At 71.7% G+C, this 15,935-nt stretch carries 17 protein-coding genes; 13 read left to right on the top strand and 4 right to left on the bottom strand.

The window, feature by feature from the left end:
* The first annotated feature begins 58 nt into the window (after nt 1–58).
* Together BJY14_RS21965 and BJY14_RS47770 are read left to right on the top strand one after the other, a co-directional pair.
* Entirely contained in the window at nt 59–940 is an 882-nt protein-coding gene (locus BJY14_RS21965; RefSeq protein WP_179845351.1) for a phosphorothioated DNA-binding restriction endonuclease, read from the top strand.
* Nucleotides 941–1,119: 179 nt separating this feature from the next.
* Nucleotides 1,120–1,362, top strand: a complete 243-nt coding sequence (locus tag BJY14_RS47770; RefSeq protein WP_149262908.1) for a DUF6411 family protein — start codon at nt 1,120–1,122, stop codon at nt 1,360–1,362.
* Nucleotides 1,363–1,607: 245 nt separating this feature from the next.
* On the opposite strand, the gene BJY14_RS21960 is transcribed toward BJY14_RS47770, so the two are convergent.
* On the bottom strand, nt 1,608–2,351 hold the full coding sequence (locus BJY14_RS21960; RefSeq protein WP_179845350.1) for an SDR family oxidoreductase: 744 nt from the start codon (nt 2,349–2,351) through the stop codon (nt 1,608–1,610).
* Between the two features lie 324 nt (nt 2,352–2,675).
* On the opposite strand from BJY14_RS21960, the gene BJY14_RS21955 reads away from it, so the two are divergent.
* From BJY14_RS21955 to BJY14_RS46625, 3 genes are all read left to right on the top strand, one after another.
* A complete protein-coding gene (locus BJY14_RS21955; RefSeq protein ID WP_179845349.1) occupies nt 2,676–3,347 on the top strand; it encodes an esterase/lipase family protein in 672 nt (223 codons plus the stop codon).
* A 128-nt stretch (nt 3,348–3,475) separates the two neighbouring features.
* Nucleotides 3,476–4,231, top strand: a complete 756-nt coding sequence (locus tag BJY14_RS21950) for an N-acetylmuramoyl-L-alanine amidase (RefSeq protein WP_179845348.1) — start codon at nt 3,476–3,478, stop codon at nt 4,229–4,231.
* Between the two features lie 82 nt (nt 4,232–4,313).
* Nucleotides 4,314–4,442, top strand: a complete 129-nt coding sequence (locus tag BJY14_RS46625; RefSeq protein ID WP_258941995.1) for a hypothetical protein — start codon at nt 4,314–4,316, stop codon at nt 4,440–4,442.
* Between the two features lie 25 nt (nt 4,443–4,467).
* Here BJY14_RS46625 and BJY14_RS21945 read toward each other — a convergent pair whose 3' ends face one another.
* Nucleotides 4,468–5,331, bottom strand: coding sequence for an alpha/beta fold hydrolase (locus tag BJY14_RS21945; RefSeq protein ID WP_179845347.1), 864 nt, complete (start codon nt 5,329–5,331; stop codon nt 4,468–4,470).
* Between the two features lie 33 nt (nt 5,332–5,364).
* Between BJY14_RS21945 and BJY14_RS21940 the strand changes: the two genes are divergently transcribed.
* The 3 genes from BJY14_RS21940 to BJY14_RS21930 all read left to right on the top strand — a co-directional run bounded on the left by BJY14_RS21940 (nt 5,365) and on the right by BJY14_RS21930 (nt 10,763).
* On the top strand, nt 5,365–7,341 hold the full coding sequence (locus tag BJY14_RS21940) for an AfsR/SARP family transcriptional regulator (protein ID WP_218905546.1): 1,977 nt from the start codon (nt 5,365–5,367) through the stop codon (nt 7,339–7,341).
* A gap of 179 nt (nt 7,342–7,520) precedes the next feature.
* The gene (metG, locus tag BJY14_RS21935) at nt 7,521–8,978 is read left to right on the top strand and encodes a methionine--tRNA ligase (RefSeq protein WP_179845346.1); all 1,458 of its coding nucleotides are present in this window, start codon (nt 7,521–7,523) and stop codon (nt 8,976–8,978) included.
* 126 nt (nt 8,979–9,104) lie between these two features.
* Nucleotides 9,105–10,763, top strand: a complete 1,659-nt coding sequence (locus BJY14_RS21930; protein ID WP_179845345.1) for a catalase — start codon at nt 9,105–9,107, stop codon at nt 10,761–10,763.
* On the opposite strand, the gene BJY14_RS21925 is transcribed toward BJY14_RS21930, so the two are convergent.
* Entirely contained in the window at nt 10,760–11,212 is a 453-nt protein-coding gene (locus tag BJY14_RS21925; protein ID WP_179845344.1) for an RsbRD N-terminal domain-containing protein, read from the bottom strand. The two genes, BJY14_RS21930 and BJY14_RS21925, sit on opposite strands and share 4 nt — an antisense overlap.
* A gap of 137 nt (nt 11,213–11,349) precedes the next feature.
* The gene (locus BJY14_RS21920) at nt 11,350–12,468 is read right to left on the bottom strand and encodes a pyridoxal-phosphate dependent enzyme (RefSeq protein ID WP_179845343.1); all 1,119 of its coding nucleotides are present in this window, start codon (nt 12,466–12,468) and stop codon (nt 11,350–11,352) included.
* A gap of 73 nt (nt 12,469–12,541) precedes the next feature.
* On the opposite strand from BJY14_RS21920, the gene BJY14_RS21915 reads away from it, so the two are divergent.
* From BJY14_RS21915 to BJY14_RS21895, 5 genes are all read left to right on the top strand, one after another.
* The gene (locus BJY14_RS21915) at nt 12,542–13,447 is read left to right on the top strand and encodes a LysR family transcriptional regulator (RefSeq protein ID WP_246396024.1); all 906 of its coding nucleotides are present in this window, start codon (nt 12,542–12,544) and stop codon (nt 13,445–13,447) included.
* Nucleotides 13,448–13,587: 140 nt separating this feature from the next.
* Entirely contained in the window at nt 13,588–13,860 is a 273-nt protein-coding gene (locus BJY14_RS21910; RefSeq protein ID WP_218905545.1) for a hypothetical protein, read from the top strand.
* A gap of 13 nt (nt 13,861–13,873) precedes the next feature.
* Nucleotides 13,874–14,026, top strand: coding sequence for a hypothetical protein (locus BJY14_RS21905; protein WP_179845341.1), 153 nt, complete (start codon nt 13,874–13,876; stop codon nt 14,024–14,026).
* Nucleotides 14,027–14,130: 104 nt separating this feature from the next.
* Complete coding sequence (locus BJY14_RS21900; protein WP_179845340.1) at nt 14,131–14,667, top strand: hypothetical protein; 537 nt, start codon at nt 14,131–14,133, stop codon at nt 14,665–14,667.
* Nucleotides 14,668–15,130: 463 nt separating this feature from the next.
* Nucleotides 15,131–15,904 (top strand): MerR family transcriptional regulator, encoded by a 774-nt coding sequence (locus BJY14_RS21895; protein ID WP_258942005.1) that lies wholly within the window; start codon nt 15,131–15,133, stop codon nt 15,902–15,904.
* The last annotated feature ends 31 nt before the right edge of the window (nt 15,905–15,935 follow it).

Below are 15,935 nucleotides of genomic sequence, written 5' to 3'. Positions count from 1 at the left end.
CAGCGCCGGCTGTTCATGACAGGCCGGGGTGGGCGTCCAGGGCCCGTAGGGTGCCGGGGTGGATTGGGTTGAGCGGGTTACGGGGGTCCGCCGGTGGTCGCGGGGCGGGGAGCGGGCGCCGCATAAGCCGCTGCTGTTGCTGTATGCGCTTGGGCACTTTCAGAGGTGCGGCGAGGCGCCGATGTTCTACAGCGAGGTTGAGGAGCATCTCGCCGGGCTGTTGCGGGAGTTCGGGCCGCCCCGGAAGACCAGTCCCGCCTATCCCTTCCATTATCTGACCAGCGACGGTTTGTGGGAGGTGCGGACCGCTGACGGCGGTTCCAGTCCTGGGCCCCATGTCGGTGTCCTGCGTTCTCAGGCTGCACGCGGGCAGCTGAGTGGTGAGTTGGCGGCTGCGTTGCGTCAGGACCCGCGGCTGCTCCCGCAACTGTGCCGCGCCATCCTGGACGTCAACTTCGAACCCTCGCTGCACGACGACATTTGCGCGGCTGCCGGGATCGACCTGGAGTCGGGCGAGGTCGCGGGGGTGGTGGTCCCGCGGCGGCGTGACCGTGCCTTCCGCGAGCAAGTCATGGTCGCCTATGAGTACCAGTGCGCGTTCTGCGGCTATGACGGGTGGTTGAGCGGGACCGCGGTCGGGCTGGACGCCGCGCATGTCCGGTGGTGGGCTTTCGACGGGCCCGACGATGTCACCAACGGCATCTGCCTGTGCGCGCTGCATCACAAGCTTTTCGACAAGGGCGCGCTCGGCATAAACGACGACCGGAGGGTCACCGTGTCGGTGCACTTCGTTGGGCGCGGTCCGGCCGCCCGCCATCAGGTTCACGCTTTGGCTGGACGCCCGATCAGCACGCCGCAGAGGGCCTTCCCTGATGTGGAAGACCAGCACATCGCGTGGCACTCCCGTGAGGTGTTCCGCTCCCCTGCCCGGGCCGCATGAGACTTCTCGGGACGTCGGATGGTTTCGCTGAGCTCGGTGCTTCGGCGCTCCACGTGCGCGGCCGGCGGGGGCAGGCCGTCGAGGGTCGTGCCGCGGAGACTCCGGAGGGACGGGCTGCATGCCTCGGGCAAGTGCGGGTAGAGCGGCTTTGACCGTAAACGGCTGAAAGGGCGGGTTTCATGGTTATTGTCGCGATCGTTGGAGTCTGTGCGGTTCTGCTGGTTCTGGCGTTCCTGCTGCCGAGGTTGTCGCGGCATCCGCAGCGGGGTACGCAGCGCGCGCTGGGGGTGGGGTCCCGGGCGGGTTCTTCGGCTCCGGGCGGGCTCGGGCGGCTGCTGAGCAAGCCGTTCCGCAGCTCCTCGCGTGCCGTCGGCCGCAGCGGGGAGGCCGGACGGCGCGCTCGCAGCCGCTCCCCCTTCTGATCCTGCGTCCGTAGCCGTGACGTCCTTCGCCGCCCGTCTCACCCCATGAGGCGGGCGGCGCCCTTTGCGAGGGAGCCCCAGTCGGCGCAGCCCGGGATCGCGGCAAGCGGTCAGGCGGGTCTGAAGTCTCCGGAGCCGAAGTCTCTTCCAGCGCTTCGAGGGCGCCCAGGAGGTTGCGGAGGGCAATCGTCTACCGGGTCGAAGGGCCGTTCGGACATCGGGAGTCTCTTGTGGCGGCGTGTGTTTCAGAGGCGTCCGGGCCAGGTGTTGTAGTGCACCTTGCCGAGCGTGGCGTCGCCCAGGGGGACGAGGCTGTGCTCCTCCAGGGGAGCGCCGAAGTAGTGGGCGTCCGGGTCGGCGACGACTTCGCGCGGGTCGTTCCGGATGGCCAGGGCCTCGCGGAAGAACTCGTCCATGCGGTAGCGGTCCGGGCCCGCGATCTCGGCCCGGCCGTTCAGCGGGGAGGCGGTCGCGACCCTCGCGACCTGCTCCGCCACGTCGTCGGCCGCCATGGGCTGGTAGAAGACCGGGGCCATGTGGACCTTGCCGTCGGTGGTCGCCTCGTCGGCGATGGCCTTCGTGAACTCGAAGAACTGCGTCGCGTGGACGATCGAGTACGGGATCGGCGACTTCTCGATCAGGGTCTCCTGGGCGATCTTCGCGCGGAAGTAGCCGCGCTCCGGCGGGCGCTCGGCGCCCACGATCGACAGGGCGACGTGGTGGCCGACGCCCGCCTTCTCCTCGGCGGCTAGCAGGTTGCCGGTCGAGGTCTCGAAGAAGTTCAGGACGGCCTCGTCCTCGAAGGACGGGGAGTTCGACACGTCGACCACGACCGACGCGCCCGCGAGGACGTCGGCGAGGCCCTCGCCGGTGAGGGTGTTGACGCCGGTGTTCGGGGCCGCGGCGACGGCCTCGTGGCCCTGCGCGGTGAGGTTCGCGATCAGCTTCGACCCGATCAGGCCGGTGCCGCCGATGACGACGATCTTCATGCGACTGCCTTTCGTGCGTGTACGGGATGGTCTTGAGGGCCGCGATTGCCAGGGCTTCCGGGCGCCGTGTGCCTGCCCGGACGGGCCTCCCTCCGGTTTCACGTCCACTGTCGACGGACGAGCCCTGGAGGGGGTCAGTGGTCGACCCTGGCCTGGTCACAGGGGTTCCCCGGGGAAGGCACCGGCAAGCGCTGACGGCGGGACGGCGAGGTCCCGCGACGGTGATCGGTGTCGTGCGGACGAAGGCCGGTGATTTCGCCGATGCCCGCCTGGACGGCGCGGGTCAGACTCCGGGGCGTTGGCTGTCCCACCCCTGGAGGTTCCATGAGAAGGGTTCTCGGTTCCCTCGTCGCGTTGTTCGCGGCGCTGGCGGCGTTCGGAGTCGGCCTCGCGCCGGCGCAGGCGGCAGGGCCGCGGCCCGTGGTGTTCGTGCACGGGTACACCGGCAACGCGTCCAACTGGGTCACCGCCATGGCGGTGTTCCGTGCCGCGGGCTACAGCAGCGACCAGTTGTTCGCCTACGAGTACAACTCCTACGGCGACAACAAGCAGAACGCGGCGGGGCTCGCGTCGTACGTGAACCAGGTGAAGTCGCGGACCGGCGCCTCGCAGGTCGACATCGTCAACCACTCCATGGGCGGCCTGGTCAGCCAGTACTACCTGAAGGTGCTGAACGGGAACCCGAACGTCGCGCACCTGGCGTCGATCGCGGGCGCCAACCATGGGACGACCTACGCCACCGCCTGCACGATCTACGAGACGTGCCGGCAGATGCTGCCCGGGTCGACGTTCATCCAGCAGATCAGCGCGGGGGACGAGACGCCCGGCAGCACGCAGTACGCCACCTGGTACTCGGCGTGCGACGGCATCATCATCCCTTACACCAGCACGCGGCTGGACGGCGCGAGCAACCACAACGTCGTGTGCCAGACCCACATCGGCTACCTGGCCGACACGGTGGTCCTCGGCGCGATCGCCCAGTTCACGAAGAGCTGATCCGACGCTGGGCAAAACGGGCGGGAGGGACGACCTCCCGCCCGTTCCGTTTAGCTGCGCGGAGGCCGGCGCACAAATCCGGGGTGGAAGGCCGAAGCCGAGGGAGAGCAAAGCTCGCCAGGAAGCCCGTGATCGCTGGTCTGGCCTGCCTGGGGCTGGTCGCCTGCCATGCGTCGGCCGCGGGCAGCGAGCCACCGGCCGCGCGAAGCGTCGGTTCCGCCGGGGCAGGACGGCTCAGCGGCAAGGTGATCGTGATCGATCCCGGGCACAACGGCGGGAACGCGGCCCATCCGGAAGTGATCAACAAGCCGGTCTGGGTCGGGAACGGCCGCAAGGCCTGCAACACGGCCGGCACCGCCACCGCGGACGGCTACGCCGAGCACGCCTTCACCTGGGACGTCTCGAACCGGCTGGCGAAGATGCTGCGGGCCAGGGGCGCCGAGGTGACGTTGACGCGCGGCGGCGACTCCGGCGTGGGGCCGTGCGTCACGGAGCGGGCGGCGATCGGGAACCGCGCGCACGCCGACGCGGCTCTGTCGATCCACGGCGACGGGGCGGCGGCGTCCAAGCACGGGTTCCACGTCATCCTGCCCCTGCCGGTGGGCAGGAACAGGGGGATCGTCGCACCCTCCGCCCGGCTGGGAGAGGCGATCCGTGACGCCTACCGGTCGGGGACCGGCATGCCCTACGCCGGCTACCTCGGCAAGGACGGCCTCGACCGGCGGGACGACCTCGGTGGGCTGAACATGTCCACGGTGCCGGCCGTGTTCATCGAATGCGGGAACATGAAGAACGCGGGTGACGCGGCCAGGATGTCCAGTGCCGCGTTCAGGCAGCTGATGGCCGAGTCCCTGGCGGAGGGCTTCGAGAACTACCTTCGCTGAGTTTGCCCGTTGCTGGGATTGTCCGGGACGCCTCCGGCTAGGTCAGTCACAACGAGGCACACCGGACGAACGGACGATCGCCATGAACCGCAGGCGTGGACGGAGCGCGTCGCCGCCCAACTGGGAACTCCTGGTGGGGCTGGTCGCGACCGGTTTCATCATCTACGTGTGGGTGTGGGCGGCGACGCAGGGCGGCCCTCCCTTCTGGTAGCCGCAGGGGGCCGCCCCCGCGTCCCCTAGCGGTCCAGGAGCGCCCTGAGGGATTTCGCCACCTCCGCTGGTGCCTCCTCCGCCATGAAGTGGCCGCACGTGACGGTCTCATGCTGGAGGTCGGCCGCCCAGGAACCCCACAGCGCGACGGCGTCATAGCCGAGGGCCGCGCCCCAGTCCTGCTGCAGGACGGTGACGGGCATGCGCAGGCGGTTGCCCGCGGCGCGGTCGGCCTTGTCGTGGTCGACGTCGACGCCGGCGGACGCGCGGTAGTCCGCGACGATCGACGGGACGGCGGCACGGCACGCCTCCAGGTAGGCGGCGCGGACGTCGGGCGGGATCGCGGACGGGTCGTTCGTCCACGCGTCGAGGAAGTGGCCGAAGAAGGCGTCCGAGGCCCCGGCGATCAGCTGCTCGGGGAGGCCGGGCGGCTGCGCCATCAGGTACAGGTGGAAGCCGACGGCGGCCGACGCGCCGTGCATGACGTCCCACATGTCCAGGGTCGGCAGGACGTCCAGGCAGGCCAGGTGGGTGATCGTGCCGGGATGGTCGAGGCCGGCGCGGAACGCGACGAGCGCGCCGCGGTCGTGGCCGGCGAGGGCGAAGCGGTCGTGGCCGAGGGCGCGGGCGAGGGCGACGGTGTCGGCGGCCATGGTCCGCTTGGAGTAGCCGTCGGACGGTTTGTCGCTCTCGCCGTATCCGCGCAGGTCCGGGACGATGACCGTGTGGTCGGCGGCGAGGTCGCGGGCGACGTGCCGCCACATCAGGTGGGTCTGCGGGAAGCCGTGCAGCAGGACGATCGGGGAGCCCGATCCGCCGACCGCCGCGTTGAGGGTCACGCCCTCGGCGACGGGGACGCGCTGGTAGTCGAAATCGCTGATCGTTGGCATGCGTCCAGGCTGCCGGGCGCGGATGAGCATCCGATGAGCGCGCTATACCGTGGTGGCGTGGAGGTCCTGTTCGGGGTGCTGGGGCCGGTGACCGCCTGGGACGGGTCCGGGAACGCGATCGCCCTGAAGGGGCCGCGGCACCGTGCCGTCCTCGCCCGCCTGGTCGTCGCGCGCGGGCGGGTGGTGCCGGTGTCCCGGATCGTGGACGATCTGTGGGCCGATCCGCCGTCGGACGCGGTCGGGGCCGTCCGCACCTTCGTGGCGGCCCTGCGGCGCGTCCTCGAACCGGACCGTGCGCCGCGGACGCCGCCCCGGCTGCTGGTCACCGAGGGTCCGGGCTACGCGCTGCGCGCCGGGCCCGACGCCGTGGACGCCTGGCGTTTCGAGCGGGCCGTGGCGTCGGACGGCCCGCCGGCCGAGCTGGCCGCCGCGCTGGACGAGGCGCTGGGCTGGTGGCGCGGGCCCGCCTATGCCGAGTTCACCGACGAGCCGTGGGCGCGGGCGGAGCACTCCCGGCTGGCCGAGCTGCGGCTGCGCGCCGTCGAGCGGAAGGCCGAGGCGCGGCTGGCGCAGGGTCTGGCCGCCGAGGCGATTCCGGACCTGGACGCGCATGTCACCGACCATCCCTGGCGGGAGGACGCTTGGCGCCTGCTGGCCCTCGCCCTGTACCGGACCGGGCGTCAGGGGGACGCGCTGGCGGTCCTCCAGAGGGCGCGCAAGCTTCTGGTCGAGGAACTGGGGCTGGACCCGAGTCCGGCTATGCGCCGCCTGGAGGAGGACATCCTCCGCCAGGCCGATCACCTGGAACCCGCGCGGGACGCGGCTTCGCGTGTGTGGGCGCAGGCGGCCGAGGCGTACGACCGCACCGTGGCGTCCGGAGCTCGGGTCCGGCTGGAGTCGACGGTCGGGCTCCTGCGGAGCCTTGCGCTGACCGGCGCCGGGGGCCTGGAGGCGGCCCGCGAGCAGCGCCTGGCGGTGATCACGGCGGCCGAGGAGCTGGGCGACGCGGAGCTGACCGCCCGGGTGATCGGCGCGTTCGACGTCCCGGCGATCTGGACCCGGTCGGACGATCCGCGCCAGGCGGCCGGGGTGGTGGCGGCGGCCGAGCGCGCCCTCGCCCGGCTGCCGCACGGGCACGGCGCCGCGCGGGCCCGTCTGCTGGCCACGGTCGCGCTGGAGTCGCGCGGCACGCGCGGCGACCGCGGGCGCGAGGCGGCGCGGGACGCGGTCCGGACGGCCCGCGAGCTGGACGATCCGGCTCTCCTGGCGTTCGCGCTGAACGGCGCGTTCATGCAGGCGTTCGACCGGGCGGGGCTGGCCCCGCGGCGGGACGGGATCGGCGCGGAGCTGGTGGACCTGGCGGTGCGGGGCGACCTGTCGAGCTACGAGGTGCTCGGACACCTCATCCGGCTCCAGGCCCGCAGTGCGCTCGGCGACTTCGACGGGGCCGACCGGCATGCGGCCGCCGCCGATGGCCTGGCCGAGCGGCACGAGCGTCCTCTGGTCGGCGTCTTCACGACCTGGTACCGGGCTCTGCGGGTCGCCGCGTCCGGCACGGCATCGTTCGAGGAGGCGGAAAAGGCCTACCAGGACGCCGCGGCGCGCATGCAGGGCTGCGGCATGCCCGGTCTGGAAAGCGGCTTGCTGCCGCTCGCCCTCCTCTGCCTGCGCGTCCAGCACCGGCGCCCCGCTCAGACCGAGCCGGCCGATTGGGGGCCGTACCTGCCCTGGGCTCGTCCCCTGGTGCTCCTGGCGCGCGGGTGTGCGCCGGGCGAGGCCGCCGCAGCGCTGCGGGACGTCCCGGAACCGCCGCGGGACCTGCTGTTCGAAGCCCTGTGGTGCCTCACCGCGCAGGCCGCCATCGCCGTGGGCGACCAAGCGGCGATGCGGCGCGCGCATGACGAACTCGTCCCTGCCGCGGGCGAGCTCGCCGGCGCACAGAGCGGCCTGCTCACGCTGGGCCCGGTCTCCCGCCATCTGGACGATCTCGCCAGCGCCCTCACCGCATGACCGGGGCGCGGATATCGGCGGGCCTTCCGGCGGTTCCTCGGTTAGGCTGTGCGCATGACGACTTCCAGTGAACAGGTGATGATGCCCCGCTCGCGGGGTCGCTGACGCTGGACGTTTTCCGAGGCCCTGTACGCGGGGCCTCTTTTCTTTTGGGGCTCCGTTCCCTTTCGGAGGCTCCCATGGACGTTTACCTCACCACGACCATTCCGTACGTCAACGCCCGCCCGCACCTGGGGTTCGCCTTGGAGCTCGTCCAGGCGGACGTCCTCGCGCGGCACTTCCGGCGGAGCGGGGACGTCAGATTCCAGGCGGGCACGGACGACAACTCGCTGAACAGCGTCCTCGCCGCGGAGGCGGCGGGCGTCGGCCCACAGGAGTTCGTGGACGGCCTGGCCGAGGAGTTCGCCGGCCTCTCCGGGCCGCTGTCCCTGTCGATCGACGACTTCATCCGCACCAGCCGGGACCCGCGCCACCGGGCGGGGGTCGAGCGACTGTGGCGTGCCTGCGCCGAGTCCGGGGATCTGTACCGGCGCCATTACGAGGGCCTGTACTGCGTCGGCTGTGAACAGTTCTACGGGGAGGCCGAACTGGTCGACGGCCGCTGTCCCGACCATCGGACGGTCCCGCAGCGGGTTTCCGAGGAGAACTGGTTCTTCCGGTTGTCGCGATACGCGGACCGGCTGCACGACCTCATCTCCTCGGGAGAGCTCCGGATCGAGCCCACCGAGCGCCGCAACGAGGTCCTCTCCTTCATCGCGGGCGGGCTGGAGGACTTCTCCGTCTCGCGGTCCGTCGAGCGTGCCCGAGGCTGGGGGATTCCGGTGCCCGGCGATCCCGGCCAGGTCGTCTACGTGTGGTGGGACGCGCTGGGCAACTACGTCACGGCCCTCGGCTACGGGCACGACGGCGAGGACTACCGGCGATGGTGGGGCGGTGACGCGCGCCGCGTCCACCTCGTGGGGAAGGGCGTCGTGAGGTTCCATGCCGTGTACTGGCCGGCGATGCTGCTGTCCGCCGGGCTGCCGCTGCCGGACGAGGTGCTCGTGCACGGGTACCTCACGGTCGGCGGGCGGAAGATCAGCAAGTCCGGCGGCACCGTCGTCGACCCCGTGGACCTCGTCCGGGAGTTCGGCGTGGACGCGGTGCGGTGGTGGCTGCTGCGGGAGGTCCCGAGATCGGGCGACGCCGACTTCACCGCCGACCGCCTCGTCGCGAGGGCCGACGACGAGCTGGCGAACGGCCTCGGGAACCTCGTGCAGCGGGTCGTGTCCATGGTGCACCGGTACCGGGGCGGCGTGGTCCCGGACGGCGGGGCCCGCGAACTCGACGCGGTGTGCCGGGAGGCGCCGGCGGCGGTCGACGCGGCGCTGGCCGGCTTCGACTTCCGCCGGGCCACCGGAGCGGTCTGGCGGGTCGTCGACGAGGCCAACCGCTACGTCAACCGCGTCCGCCCGTGGGACCTGGCGAAGGAGGGCGATCCGCGCCTGGACGCCGTCCTCGCCGGGCTGGTGGCCGCATGCCGGACGGCCGGTGAGCTGCTGGAGCCGTTCCTGCCGGACGCGGCCGCCCGGGTGCGGCGGCAGTGCGCGGGCCAGCCGCTCCCTCCGCCGGAACCGCTCTTCCCACGGCTCCGCTAAGGGCGGGCGAGACCCGGAGGCTGATGGTCTCTGGGCGTCGCCAGCAGGGGTTTACCTGGCGCAGACCTTCCCCTGTCCCCCGCCGGGTAGGGCGCCAGCGAGAGCGGGTGAGAGGAGACAGGCGTCGTGACGGACGTTGCGAGCATGGGGCCACAGCCGGGGGACGAGCGTCCGGTACTGACCAACCGGCAGGGCCACCCGGTGTACGACAACCAGAACCAGCGGACGGTCGGCTCCCGTGGGCCGGCTACACTGGAGAACTACCAGTTCCTTGAGAAAATCAGCCATTTCGACCGGGAGCGCATCCCGGAGCGGGTCGTCCACGCGCGGGGCGTGACGGCGTACGGTTTCTTCGAGGCGTACGGCAAATGGGTCGACGAGCCGATCACGGCGTACACCCGCGCCAAGCTGTTCCAGGGGGAGGGCAGGCGCACGCCCATCGCGCTGCGGTTCTCCACGGTCATCGGCGGGCGAGACTCTGCGGAGACGGCACGGGACCCGCGCGGGTTCGCCATCAAGTTCTACACCGAGGACGGCAACTGGGACCTCGTCGGCAACAACCTGGCGGTCTTCTTCATCCGGGACGCCATCAAGTTCCCCGACGTCATCCACGCGCTCAAGCCCGATCCGGTGACGTTCCGGCAGGAGCCCGCGCGCATCTTCGACTTCATGTCGCAGACGCCTGAGTCGATGCACATGCTCGTCAACCTGTTCAGCCCGCGCGGCATCCCGGCCGACTACCGGCACATGCAGGGCTTCGGCGTGAACACCTACAAGTGGGTGAACCAGACGGGCGAGACCAAGCTCGTGAAGTACCACTGGATGCCGAAGCAGGGCGTGCGCAGCATGACGGCGGACGACGCTGCGGCGGTGCAGGCCGACGACCTCGGGCACGCGACGAGGGACCTGCACGAGGCCATCGACCGGGGGGAGTTCCCGGAATGGGAGCTGGTCGTCCAGGTGATGGACGACCACGAGCATCCGGAGTTGGGCTTCGATCCCCTCGACGACACGAAGGTGTGGCCGGAGAACGACTTCCCGCCGAAGCCGGTCGGGCGGATCGTCCTCGACCGGAACGTCGAGGACAACTTCGCCGAGAACGAGCAGATCTCGTTCGGTACCGGCGTCCTGGTCGACGGTCTGGACTTCTCCGACGACAAGATGCTCGTCGGGCGGACGTTCTCCTACAGCGACACCCAGCGCCACCGGGTCGGCCCCAACTACCTCCAGCTGCCCGTGAACCGGGCCAAGGGCGCCCATGTGCGGACGAACCAGCGCGACGGGCAGATGACGTACCAGGTGGACGCCGGGGGCTCGAACCCCCACGTGAACTACGAGCCGTCCATCACCGGGGGCCTGCGCGAGGGCGAGTACCCGACACACGACGAGCAGGGCCCGGAGATCACGGGGCGGCTCACCCGCAAGCGCATCGCCCGCGCGAACGACTACGAGCAGGCGGGCCAGCGCTACCTGCTCATGGAGGAGTGGGAGCGCGACGACCTGGTGCACAACTTCGTCGAGCTGATCTCGGAGTGCGCGCGGCCCGTCCAGGAGCGCATGGTGTGGCACTTCCTGCTCGTGGAGGACGATCTCGGGCTGCGCGTCGGCCGGGGGCTCGGCATCTCCGCCGACGACGTCAGGCATCTCGGGCCGCTGCCCGGGCAGGACCTCACCGACGAGGACCAGCAGCGGCTGAAGAACCTCGGCCAGAACGGTTCGCGGGACGTCGACGGCCTGAAGATGACGCACTGCGTGCCGAACGAGAGGGCCGTCCGGCGGCGCTAGTTCTCCGAGACGAGGGTGGGGAGGCGGCGCGTCCCGTCGCGCCGCCCGGCCCGGTGATGGCCCTCGACGGCGGCCTGGACGATGCGGCCCTCGGCGCTGAACGCCTGCTCCATGACCGTGATGTACTCGGCCGTGGGCGGGTAGAGGCGGGCGGCGGCGCCGGCGGTCCTGCGGATGAGGACGCGGGCGCCGGTGCGCAGCGCCGACTCGAAGTGGCGGACGTCCTGCCCCGCGCGGGCCTCGCTGGCGCCGAGTGCGCGGAACGCGTCGAGCACGGTGCCGGTCTCGCGGGCGCCGGTGTAGGCGGCGAGGGCGTCCCGGACGAGGGCGAGGATCTCGCGCGGACTCAGGTGCGTGTAGGCGGGGACGCGCTCGGCGATCTCACCCGCGACCTCGGCGGTGATCTCGTCGAGGCGGTCGGTGAGGAACTGGTCCAGAGTGGGCTGCATGGCGCGTCCCCTCTCGTTGCTCGTTCCCGGGCGGAAACCGGGAGCGTCGGCCGAGAGCACACCGATCCGGGCGGATGCGGTGCCCTTATGTTACCGGCGCGTAGGTCAGCTGCGCTGCCCCCTTTTCCGAAATGTCGTTAAGCGGGGTTGGCGGCCCGGCCCTCCGTGACCAGAAGGACGACCGTCTCCCCGTGCCCCGGCGCGAGCAGCGGACGGCGGTCCGGCGTCAGCGCGGCGCGGACCCCGGCGAGGGAGGCGGCGCCGCACGGCCCCGCCGGAACGCCGAGGGCGTCCAGGTCACGCGCTGCGCGAGCCGCGGACGCGTCGGTGACCGCTACGGCGGCGTCCAGGCCGGCTCGTAGGACTGGCCATGCCAGGGACGACGGGGTCGCGCAGTTCAGTCCGGCCATGGTGGTCGGCCCTGTCTCCACGGTCAGCGGCACGTCCCGGTGGAGGCTGGCCAAGACACAGGGCGCCGCATCGGGTTCGACGGACAGCAACGTGGGCGCGGACCGTCCGGATCGGTAGTGAGTCACAGCCGCCTGGGCCAGCGACCCCACTCCGACTGGAATCGCCACAAGGCCCGGGAGAGCCGCCCCCATCGCCGCGAGTTGTCCGTCCAGCTCGGTGAAGAGGGTGGAGTAACCCTCGACTATCCATTGCGGCACCCGTTCGTAGCCGGACCACGCCGTGTCCTGGACGAGCAGCGCCGACGGATCGGACGCCGCGGCCTCGGAAGCGGCCCGCACCGCCTCGTCGTAGGGCGCCGGTATCTCGGTCACGGCCGCGCCCTCCCCTTTGATCGCGGCCACGGCCTCGGCATGGACGCCGTACGGGACGTAGACGTCCGCCGGCAGCCCCAGAAGCCGCGCCATCGCCGCGACCGCGCGCCCGTGGTTGCCGTCCGTCGCCGTGACGAGCCGGGCGTCCGGCCGCAGGGACCGCAGCCCCGCGAGGGACGTCGCGGCGGGCGCGAGGCCCAGACGGTCGCAGAGCGCCCGGTGGACGCCCCACGAGGCACCGAGGACCTTGAAGGCGGGCAGCCCGAGGCGCGCCGACTCGTCCTTGGCGAAGAGCCGCCGGACCCCCAGTTCGGCCGCCAGGGACGGCAGTTCCACGAGCGGCGTCGGCGCGTGGCCGGGGAGCGTCCGATGGAAGGCGGCGACATCGCGCGGCGCGGGCGGGCACGTCCAGTCACGCGCGGCCGGACGGGCGAACCAGGACGAACGGGCGAGCGAGGCGGAGGCCGTGACCATGGCGAACACCGTCCCGCATCCGCGTCCAATCGGACCAGCACATGTTTCCGAGCGATAATCGTCAGGCGAACCGATGAATGGAGCGGCCATGCTGGACCTGCACCGGCTCCGGCTCCTGCGCGAGCTGAAGCACCGGGGGACGCTCGCCGCCGTCGCCGAGGCACTCTCCTACAGCCCGTCCTCGATCTCGCAGCAGCTGTCCGTCCTGGAGAAGGAGGCCGGGGTACCGCTGCTGGAGCCGGTGGGGCGCCGCGTCCGGCTGACCGCGCAGGCCGAGATCCTCGTCGCGCACACCGAAGCCGTGCTGGAGCGCCTCGAACAGGCGGAGGCCGACCTCGCCGCGTCCCTGCACGGCATCACGGGCGTGCTGCGGGTCGCCGCGTTCCAGACGGCCGCGCTCGCGCTCGTCCCGGACGCGCTCAGCGCCCTGCGCGACGCCCATCCGCGGCTCCGGATCGAGGTCACGCAGCGGGAGCCGGAGAGCGCCCTGCCCGCCCTGCTCGCGCGCGACTTCGACCTTGTGATCACCGAGGAGTACCCGGGCGACCCGAGCCCCCGGCCGGCGGGCGTCGACCACGCGGAGCTCGGCACGGACGAGATCCGCCTCGCGCTCCCGCCGCGGTCGCCGGGCGCGGCCCTGCGCGACCTTGCGGAGAGCCCGTGGGTGATGGAGCCGGAGGGGACGGCGTCGCGGCGGTGGGCGACGCGGCTGTGCCGGGAGGCCGGGTTCGAGCCGGACGTGCGGTTCGAGTCGACCGACCTGCTGCTGCATCTGCGGCTGGTCGAGCGCGGCCATGCCGCCGCGCTGCTGCCGGGCCTGGTGTGGCAGGACGGCCCGCCCGCCGTCCCGGTCGTCGCTCTGCCGGAGGGGCACCGCACGCGGCGCCTGTTCACGGCGTCCCGCCGGGGAGGCGGCTCCCACCCGGCCGTCCACGCCTTCCGCGAAGCCCTCGCAGACGCCTTCGCGCACCGCTCCTAGGGCCGGATCAGGGGCGGCCCGGGGGGGAAACTCCACCGTGAATCGGGGTTTTCCCCTATGGCGATGAATCAGGGCGAGAGGCAGAGTCGTATTCAGCAGAAGGGTGACGAGGAAGTCTCCCGCAGGAAGAAGGCAGTCCGATGTCGACCACGCCGAGCTTCACCTCGATGAACGCTTCCGACCTCGCCGAGATCCTGTTCACCTCCCCGCTGCAGGAATCCGACCGTCCCTCCGCCGAGCAGGTCCGCGCCGCGATCCACGTCCGGTTCGGGGCCTGCGGCGGGGACAGCGCCGCGTGCGCCGCCGCCGTCGCCCAGGAGGCCGGCGACCACCCGGAGACCTTCCTGGCGCGGATGCGCTGGGCGCTCACCACCGTGCACGCGGCCTACCCCGACCTGACCACCGCCGCCTGATCCGGGAGGGATCATGCGTTCACCGTTCGCCGACCGCCGCGAGGACATCCTCCCCCGCTCGCTCGCCGACCTGCTCGCCGCCGAGACGCCCCGCACCGGCGACGAGGCGCCCCGGCGCCGGCGGCCCCGCCCCATGACCGTCCGCCGCGTCACCTCGTCCCCGTGATGGGGCCGGGGCCGAGCGGGACGGGGCCCTAGGGCCCTGAAAAGCGGGACCCGCATTCTTCTAGCGTTTTCTCACCTGGGAAAACAAGCGGAAGGGCGGGTTTCATGAGGCGACGAGTTGTGGCCATCGCGGCGAGCGGTGCGGTATGCGGTGCCGTGACGGCCGGGCTGATGTACACGGCCGGCTCCGATGGGCAGGAGCAGGCGGTGAGGCGCTCCTCCGAGACCACGATCACGGGCGAGTCAGGGACGCAGGCCCAGAACGGAACGTCCTCCCGGACCACGACCGCGAAGCGGAAATGCACCATGCGCACCTGGCGCCCGGCCATTTCCGGGAATGGCGCGAACGCCAAGGTCGTCGGCTACGGCAGCATCGACTGCGACAAGCCCGGATACACCACCTTCGAAGTGATGCTCTGCAAGCACAAGGCGCTCGGCGCCTGGTCGTGCACGCGCAACAAGACGCAGAGTTCGTACGTCACCAAGAAGTGGGGGACGTACTTCCAGCTCAAGGTGTCGATCCCCTGCAAGCAGGCCCCCGGCTGGGAGACCTACCGGACCGAAGCCGTCGACCACGTCCTTCAAAGCTGGGAGATGCACCAGGAGAAGAGCGAGGAGACGCGGCTCCACTGCCCCGGCTGAGGCATCCGGCGCTCCACGAGCGGCACGGCCGCCCCGGCCGGTTCACCCGGCCGGGGCGGCCTCGTCCGCCGGGTCGTCGTCTCGGTGCACGGCCCGCGCGAAGGTCAGTGGCGTGACTTGGTCTTCTTGACCGTCTTGTGCTTCGAGGACTTCTTCTTGTGGCCTCCGCCGTCCGACTCCCACTCGTACCCGGGGTGTTGTTCTTGCAGAAGCGGTCGCTGACCTTCGTGTCGGTCGCGTCGTGCTCGCACCACCGGTCCTGACCGCAGGCGGTCAGCCCGAACGCGGCGACCAGACCGACGAGCGCGAGGGCCGCGGAACGGGTCTTCAGCATCTTTCGCCTTTCTCTGGGGCAGGGGGCGTCGGCGTCGACGGGGGATCTGACGTGCGCGGCCGCGCCCGCGTTCCGCCGCCGCACGATACGGGACGTGGCCGGGACCGGCCGCGAACTATGCTGGCCGCCGTGAGCGAAGAGCCGACGGAGGAACAGGGCGGCCGTACCGGCGCCGACGCCCGCGAGTACCGCATCGGCGAACTCGCCAAGGCCGCGGGGGTCCCGGTGCGGACCCTGCGGTACTACCAGGAGCGCAAGCTGCTGCCGCCGCCCCGCCGCGAGGGGCGCATCGGCCTGTACTCCGAGGACCACCTGGCCCGCCTCCGCATGATCGGGAGCCTGCTGGACCGCGGGCACACCCTGGAGGGCATCCGCGAGCTGCTGGCCGCCTGGGAGCAGGGCCGCGACATCGGCACCGTCCTCGGCGTCGAGAAGGCGGTCACGACCCCGTGGTCGAACGAGGTCCCGGTGACGATGACGCTGGACGAGCTCGCCGCTCTGTTCCCCGGCGAGGTCGGCCCGCGGGCCGTCGAGCGGGCCGTCGCGCTCGGCCACATCGAGGTGGACGGCGACCGCGTCACCCACTGGAGCCGGCGCCAGCTCGACGCGACGGTGACGCTGGTGCGGGCCGGGGTGCCGCTGGACGCCGTGCTCGCGGCCGGCCAGGAGCTCCAGCGCAGCATGGACGACCTCGCCGCGATGTTCGTCCGGTTGATCACGACGCATGTCGTCGGGCCCCTGGACGAGGCGGTCGACGACCGGAGTCTCGGGTCCCTCACCGAGACCGTCGCCCGGCTGCGCCCGGGCGCCCAGGTCACGGTCGAGGCCGGGTTCGCGCGGGCGATGGACCGGCAGATCCGCGCCGCGATCGACGAGCTGCTCGGCCGCCTGGCCACTCCCTGAGCCGTCCTTTACCGAAGCACGGCCGGCGGAT

It is taken from the genome of Actinomadura luteofluorescens (assembly GCF_013409365.1).
Taxonomy (GTDB): domain Bacteria; phylum Actinomycetota; class Actinomycetes; order Streptosporangiales; family Streptosporangiaceae; genus Spirillospora; species Spirillospora luteofluorescens.
This window is presented reverse-complemented; position numbering and strand designations above follow the sequence as displayed.

Coding starts and splice junctions, on each gene's coding strand:
- BJY14_RS21905 (WP_179845341.1), top strand. CDS start 13,874: ATGCGTTCACCGTTCGCCGACCGCCGCGAGGACATCCTCCCCCGCTCG.
- metG (WP_179845346.1), top strand. CDS start 7,521: ATGGACGTTTACCTCACCACGACCATTCCGTACGTCAACGCCCGCCCG.
- BJY14_RS21925 (WP_179845344.1), bottom strand. CDS start 11,212: ATGCAGCCCACTCTGGACCAGTTCCTCACCGACCGCCTCGACGAGATC.
- BJY14_RS21955 (WP_179845349.1), top strand. CDS start 2,676: ATGAGAAGGGTTCTCGGTTCCCTCGTCGCGTTGTTCGCGGCGCTGGCG.
- BJY14_RS21940 (WP_218905546.1), top strand. CDS start 5,365: ATGAGCGCGCTATACCGTGGTGGCGTGGAGGTCCTGTTCGGGGTGCTG.
- BJY14_RS21945 (WP_179845347.1), bottom strand. CDS start 5,331: ATGCCAACGATCAGCGATTTCGACTACCAGCGCGTCCCCGTCGCCGAG.
- BJY14_RS21915 (WP_246396024.1), top strand. CDS start 12,542: ATGAATGGAGCGGCCATGCTGGACCTGCACCGGCTCCGGCTCCTGCGC.
- BJY14_RS21900 (WP_179845340.1), top strand. CDS start 14,131: ATGAGGCGACGAGTTGTGGCCATCGCGGCGAGCGGTGCGGTATGCGGT.
- BJY14_RS21910 (WP_218905545.1), top strand. CDS start 13,588: ATGTCGACCACGCCGAGCTTCACCTCGATGAACGCTTCCGACCTCGCC.
- BJY14_RS46625 (WP_258941995.1), top strand. CDS start 4,314: ATGAACCGCAGGCGTGGACGGAGCGCGTCGCCGCCCAACTGGGAACTC.
- BJY14_RS21960 (WP_179845350.1), bottom strand. CDS start 2,351: ATGAAGATCGTCGTCATCGGCGGCACCGGCCTGATCGGGTCGAAGCTG.
- BJY14_RS47770 (WP_149262908.1), top strand. CDS start 1,120: ATGGTTATTGTCGCGATCGTTGGAGTCTGTGCGGTTCTGCTGGTTCTG.
- BJY14_RS21920 (WP_179845343.1), bottom strand. CDS start 12,468: ATGGTCACGGCCTCCGCCTCGCTCGCCCGTTCGTCCTGGTTCGCCCGT.